Raw genomic sequence first — 6,000 nt, 5'->3', positions numbered from 1 at the left:
GCTTAAAGATTTAAGCCAATTTATAAATTTCTCTTAATTTCTTGTAAAGTTTTTAAAAGATAAAATCGAGCTACATTTTATAAATAAAAATAAGGCTTAGTATGAAATTTTTGCTTTCTATCTTTTTTAGTTTGCTTTTAGCCTGTGCTAATACGGACATAAATACGAATAGCGAAAGTGATGAATTTGATGTTGAATTTGAAGCAAGAAAAGATGTTTTTGATCCACTTAGTGGCTACAATAGAATTATGACGCATGCAAATGACTTTATCTATGTAAATATGCTAACTCCAGTGGCAAAAGGCTATGCCTATGTTATGCCAAAAACAGCTAGAACAATGGTTTCAAATTTCTTTGATAACTTGCTTTTCCCAGTTCGCTTTGTAAATAACTTACTTCAGTTTAAATTTCAAAATGCTGGTGAAGAGACATTGAGATTTTTAGCAAATACGATAATTGGCTTTGGCGGACTAACAGACGGAGCAAAATACTACAACCTCAAGCCTCACGATGAAGATTTTGGACAAACGCTTGGATATTGGGGGCTTGGTAGCGGTTTTCATATAGTTTGGCCACTTATTGGGCCATCAAATTTAAGAGATACTGGTGGCATGGTTGGAGACTATTTTGCTGATCCTATTAGCTACGTTGATCCTATACTTTTATCAACTGGTATCAAGTCATATAGAGCGTTTAATAGCTTTTCACAAGATCCAACAGCTTATGAAAAAATAAGAAAAGATGCTATTGATCTTTATCCATTTTTACGCGATGCTTACGAGCAAAGACGTGACAAGCTTATCAAGGAGTAAATATGAAAATTTTAAAAATTCTAACTATGATTTTACTTTTTACAACTAGCCTTTTTGCTATTTCAAAAGAGCAGATCAAGCCTGAAGTAGAGATGAAAACAATAAAGGTTATTGAAATTTTAAAAGATACAAATTTAGACAATAACGCAAAGACAAAAGAAATTTTTGCTCTTCTTGATCCATTTTTTGACTATAAACAAATGGCAAAGATAAGCCTTGGCAAACGTTACAACAGTTTAAGTAGCGATGAACAGGCTAAATTTGACGCAGCATTTGAGCAAAAATTGAAAAGCTCATACATAGATGAACTTTTAGGGTACAAAGATCAAGAGATACGTATAACTGGCGAGAGTGAACCACAAAAAAATAGGTACTGGCTAACATCTGAGCTTGTAAACGACGGAAAAATTTATGAGTTTGTATATAAATTTTATGACGCAAAAGAGCGTGGCTGGCTCATTTACGATCTTGATATCGTTGGTGTAAGCATCATTCAAACATACAGAAGTCAGTTTGGTGATGTGCTAAATAATGCTGATTTCAATACTCTTTTACAAAAGCTAAACGAAGCTGTTTTACCTGATCAAAATAAAACCAACCCTTAATGCGACAAATTTTTAAATTTATCATTGCTAAAAACAAGCTTATTATTGCTCTAATTTTAGCTTTAAGCGTTGTTTTTGGCTATCTTAGCACCAAGCTTAGCGTTGATGCGTCAGCTGAAACGCTACTACTTGAGCATGATCCTGACTTAAAAGCTTATAGAGAGATAGCTAAACGCTACGACTCACCCGGATTTTTAGTGGTTGCTTTTACTCCAAAAGATGATCTTTTTTTATCTAAAAATTTAGAACTTATCAGAAATTTAGGCAATGAACTAGCTAAAAACGATATGGTAAATAGCGTCATCTCTATAATAAATATTCCGCTTTTAAATAGTGTAAAAGGCGGGATTACGGGCATCTTAGATCATACTCCAACGCTGCAAGATAAAGATATAAATATTTCAAAAGCAAAGCTTGAGTTTGCCAAAAGTCCGATTTACAGCGGAAATTTGATAAGCAAAGATCTAAAAACCACAGCAATTGCTCTAAATTTAAAACAAGATGAGAAATTTAATGAGCTTGTAAATGAGAGAAATTTGCTTAGCCAAAAAGAGTCAAACGGCACTATCACACAAGCTGAGCGACTTAAGTTAGAGGCTCTTGCCTATGAGTTTAAAGCCTACCGAGATGAGCTTAGAAAGAGCGATCACAAAAACCTTGAGGCTATAAAAGCAACCATAGCTAAATTTAACGCAAATGACGAGCTATTCTTAGGCGGTGCAAATATGATCGCTGATGATATGATAGGCTTTATAAAGAGCGATCTTTTAGTCTATGGCTTAAGTGTACTTGCTCTTCTTAGCTTTAGTTTGTGGCTATTTTTCAGGCAGGTTAGATGGATCGTTTTACCTATGTTTATATGTGCCATAAGCGCCATTTTTACGACTGGAATTTTTGGTATATTTGACTGGGAAGTGACGGTCATTAGCTCAAACTACATCGCACTTCAGCTCATCATTACTATTTCAACTGTGATTCATCTTGTCGTTAGCTATAGAGAATTTTATGCAAAGCATCCAAAATATAGCCAAAATCAGCTAATTTATCTAACGCTTCGTGATAAATTCTCTCCATCTTTTTGGGCGATATTTACCACGGTTATTGGCTTTAGCTCGCTTATGAGCGCTGACATAAAGCCAGTCATCATGCTTGGCATTATGATGAGCACTGGCATTAGCGTTTCGCTTGTGCTTGCGTTTTTGCTATTTGGCGCGATAAATGTAAATTTAGAAAAATTAGCTCCCATTAGAACCTTTGAAAATAGCTTTAAATTTACAAAATACTGCGCAAATTTAGCCTTAAACTCAAGAAAGATTATCTACGTAGTTTGCGCTCTAGTTGTCTGCTTTGGTGTTTATGGTATCAGCAAGATAAAGGTTGAAAATAGCTTTATAGGCTACTTTAAAGAAAGCACAGAAATTCGCCAAGGAATGCAAGTCATTGATACCAAGCTTGGCGGCACGATACCAGTTGATGTGATAGTGAAATTTAAAGAGCAAAAACAAGATAAAAATACTGAACAAGATGAGTTTGAAAATGAGTTTGAAAGCAATGCCAAGGATGCGAAATACTGGTTTAATAGCTATCACACAAGGGTTGCTGAGAAAATTCACGACTATTTAAAAGAGCAAAAATTTGTCGGACATGTAAGCTCGCTAGCAACCCTTATAAAAGCCATAAAAGAGCTAAATAACGGCGCGAGTGATGATTTTTTATTAGCTGCGATGTATGAGAAATTACCACAAAATTATAAAAATATCTTATTAAGTCCTTATGTAAGCGTTGAAAATGATGAGCTTAGATTTAGTATAAGGATCGTCGATAGCGACTCCGAGCTTAGACGAAATTTATTTCTAAAAGAGCTTAGAGAAGGGCTAGCACAGCTTACTAAAAATGACAATGTAAGTATAGAAGTTGCCGGAATGATGGTGCTTTATAACAATATGCTTCAAAATTTACTTAGCTCACAAGTTGATACTTTTGGGCTAACTGTCGCTATACTTTTTGTCATATTTTGCTTTATCTTTAGGAGTATAAAGCTAGCAACCATTGCGATAGTTTCAAATTTAATCCCGCTTTGCACACTCTTTGGTGTGATGGGTTTTTTTGGCATTCCTCTTGATGTGATGAGTATCACGATCGCAGCCATTAGTATAGGTATCGGCGTTGATGATATTATACATTACATCCACCGCTTTAAAGAAGAAATGCTTATAAAAAGTGTTTTTAAGAGCATTAAAGTCGCGCACGCAAGCATAGGATATGCGATGTATTACACATCATTCACTATTTTTCTTGGTTTTAGCGTGATGATAACTAGTAACTTTATCCCGACTATCTATTTTGGCTTACTAACCGATCTTGTTATGGTATTTATGCTTCTTGGCGCGCTAATCATCTTGCCAAGCCTAATAGCAAGCTTTGTAAAAAAGCGCGATATTTAAGCTAAATTTATTTGATAACTTTAATAAATGAGTATACATCGGCCACGCCGTCAATGTGCTTAGCGTACCAAATAGCATGTTTTTCTTGCTCAATGCTATCAACTACGCCGCTAAATACAACATCACAGCCAACTATGCTAACACGCACATTTGTGCCCTCAACTATACTATCTTTAAAAAGATTTTGCTTTAAGTTTGCAAGAATTTTTAGACTATCGCATGGATATTCTGGCTTTTTGATACGAAGATAGGTATAAATTTTTCGCACTCCATCTGTACTTTTGGCTAGTTCTACTAGCTTATCTTCAAGCTCTTTACTATCAACAAGTCCGATCAAATAAGCATCTCCGTAAAAGACCTCTATCTCGATGTCGATATTACTAAGACCTTTTGAAAATAAAATTTTGCTTTGCAATTTGCTTTGTATAAATTTATCTTTTGTGATCGAGTAAATACCACGTTTATCGCGTGAAATAGAGTACGCATCATATACATTTAGCGGCGCAGTTGCTGGAGAAAGAACCGAAGAGCAAGAGCAAAAAAATAGAGCCAAAAATGCAAAAACGCTAAATTTTAAAATCAGAAATCCTTTTATAATTTCAAAAAGTTTATAGAAAATGGGCTAAAATTTATCTAAATCTGCTAAAATAACGCACACGGAGGATAAAGTAATCTGGTGATGCTCACGGGCTTCAAACCCGATGACTGGGCGGTTGACCGTCTGGTGGGGAGTTCGATTCTCTCATCCTCTCGCCATTCATTTTAAATTTTACTTTTATCAAGCAAATTTATAATCCCAAACAAAATAAAGCTTAATACAACCAAAACAATGCTTAAAACTAGTGCTTCGTCGCTTTTGCCATCGTATACGGCATTATAAATGGCAAGAGAGATAGTGTCTGTTTTGCCTATGATATTGCCACCCAAAATTAGTGTTATGCCAACCTCGCCAAGCCCACGCGAGATCGCTAAGATAAAAGCCGCTGCTACGCTTTTTGCAACACATGGGAAGAGCACGAAAATAGCTGTTTGAAATTTATCTTTTCCAAGGCTATATGCTGCTTCACTTAGGCTTTTTGAAAGTGAGCCAAGAGCAGAAGCGACAGGCTTTACAAATAGTGGCAGCGAAGCTATAAAAGCAGCTAGCACAAGAGCCTTAAAACTAAAAATAATTTCTAAATTTAAAGCCTTGCCGACGATACCATTTTTGCCAAGCAGATAAAGCAGTAAAAATCCAGTCGCAATGGGCGGAAAGATGAGCGGAAAAGTTACGATCATCTCTAAAATAGCTTTAAATTTAGCCTTACCAAAAGCTAAATAATAGGCTAAAGCCAGCCCAAAAATGATAAGTAAAGCCCCTTGGCACAAAACGACCTTTACACTTAAAAATAGCGGATCAAACAGCCAAGAGAGCTCTTGCAAATTTCGCCTTATCTTATGCCAAATTTAGTGTAAATTTCTTTTGATCTCTCGCTTTTTAGCTCATTTAAAAATTTCTCACAATCAGCCTTTTTGTCGCATCCTTCAAGCTTTGCAGCTACAATGTTTGCTGGAGCATAAAGCGATTTGTCTATCAAGACAAAACTACCAAATTCATCTTTGTGTGCGTTTAGTTCGGTCTGATTAATAAATCCAGCATCAACTTCGCCGTTTAATATATATGTAACGACTTGTGGCACGCCAGCGACTGCTAAAATTTTATCTTTTAGCTCGCTGCTTAAATTTGCTTTTTGCATAAATTCATTTGCTCTTTTGCCATAAACTGTCTTTACAGCATCTGGCATAGCGATCTTAGAAAGCGTTTTTAACTCTTCAACTTTTTCTATTTTCACACCTTTTTTAGTAGCCAACACCAAAGCACCTGAGCCTAAATTTACGTATTCAGCGATCTTTAGATCAGACTTTTTCAAAAAGTCTTCATCGCCCACGATCACGTCAGTTTTGCCCTCTTTTGCCTGAGCCATGATAGCTGTGATGTTTGCAAAAGAAGTGTCGATATTTACGCCATCTTTTTTGAGATTTTGCGCGACTGCTTCGACTATCTTTTTATATCCGCCACCCGCACTTACTAGCAAATTTTCATTGCCAAATGCAAAAATTGCAACCATTAAAAGTAAGAACTTTTTCATATTTTTCCTT

The 6,000-nt window shown here is 35.8% G+C and carries 6 protein-coding genes and 1 tRNA gene; 4 read left to right on the top strand and 3 right to left on the bottom strand.

Annotation, left to right across the window (positions count from 1 at the left end):
• Positions 1-101 precede the first annotated feature (101 nt).
• The 3 genes from CVS92_RS05580 to CVS92_RS05570 are packed head-to-tail and all read left to right on the top strand — an operon-like array spanning position 102 to position 3,861.
• Entirely contained in the window at positions 102-812 is a 711-nt protein-coding gene (locus tag CVS92_RS05580) for a VacJ family lipoprotein (protein ID WP_107788796.1), read from the top strand.
• 2 nt (positions 813-814) lie between these two features.
• On the top strand, positions 815-1,417 hold the full coding sequence (locus CVS92_RS05575) for an ABC transporter substrate-binding protein (RefSeq protein WP_107788795.1): 603 nt from the start codon (positions 815-817) through the stop codon (positions 1,415-1,417).
• Positions 1,417-3,861, top strand: a complete 2,445-nt coding sequence (locus CVS92_RS05570; protein ID WP_107788794.1) for an efflux RND transporter permease subunit — start codon at positions 1,417-1,419, stop codon at positions 3,859-3,861. Before CVS92_RS05575 ends, CVS92_RS05570 begins: the two co-directional genes overlap by 1 nt.
• Positions 3,862-3,868: 7 nt before the next feature.
• Here the strand turns inward: CVS92_RS05570 and CVS92_RS05565 are convergent, their stop codons facing one another.
• A complete protein-coding gene (locus CVS92_RS05565; protein WP_107788793.1) occupies positions 3,869-4,444 on the bottom strand; it encodes a BON domain-containing protein in 576 nt (191 codons plus the stop codon).
• Positions 4,445-4,519: 75 nt separating this feature from the next.
• Between CVS92_RS05565 and CVS92_RS08990 the strand changes: the two genes are divergently transcribed.
• A tRNA-Sec gene (locus CVS92_RS08990) sits at positions 4,520-4,617 on the top strand.
• 6 nt (positions 4,618-4,623) lie between these two features.
• On the opposite strand, the gene CVS92_RS05560 is transcribed toward CVS92_RS08990, so the two are convergent.
• Both CVS92_RS05560 and modA read right to left on the bottom strand, forming a co-directional pair.
• A complete protein-coding gene (locus CVS92_RS05560; RefSeq protein WP_107788792.1) occupies positions 4,624-5,283 on the bottom strand; it encodes a molybdate ABC transporter permease subunit in 660 nt (219 codons plus the stop codon).
• A gap of 8 nt (positions 5,284-5,291) precedes the next feature.
• Entirely contained in the window at positions 5,292-5,990 is a 699-nt protein-coding gene (modA, locus tag CVS92_RS05555) for a molybdate ABC transporter substrate-binding protein (protein WP_107788791.1), read from the bottom strand.
• Positions 5,991-6,000: the final 10 nt, after the last annotated feature.

Origin of the sequence: Campylobacter concisus (assembly GCF_003048555.1) — a bacterium.
Lineage (GTDB): Bacteria > Campylobacterota > Campylobacteria > Campylobacterales > Campylobacteraceae > Campylobacter_A > Campylobacter_A concisus_AO.
This window is presented reverse-complemented; position numbering and strand designations above follow the sequence as displayed.

Excerpts from the sequence above, each read along its gene's own strand:
- CVS92_RS05580 (WP_107788796.1), top strand. The coding sequence starts at position 102 with ATGAAATTTTTGCTTTCTATCTTTTTTAGTTTGCTTTTAGCCTGTGCT.
- CVS92_RS05575 (WP_107788795.1), top strand. The coding sequence starts at position 815 with ATGAAAATTTTAAAAATTCTAACTATGATTTTACTTTTTACAACTAGC.
- CVS92_RS05570 (WP_107788794.1), top strand. The coding sequence starts at position 1,417 with ATGCGACAAATTTTTAAATTTATCATTGCTAAAAACAAGCTTATTATT.
- modA (WP_107788791.1), bottom strand. The coding sequence starts at position 5,990 with ATGAAAAAGTTCTTACTTTTAATGGTTGCAATTTTTGCATTTGGCAAT.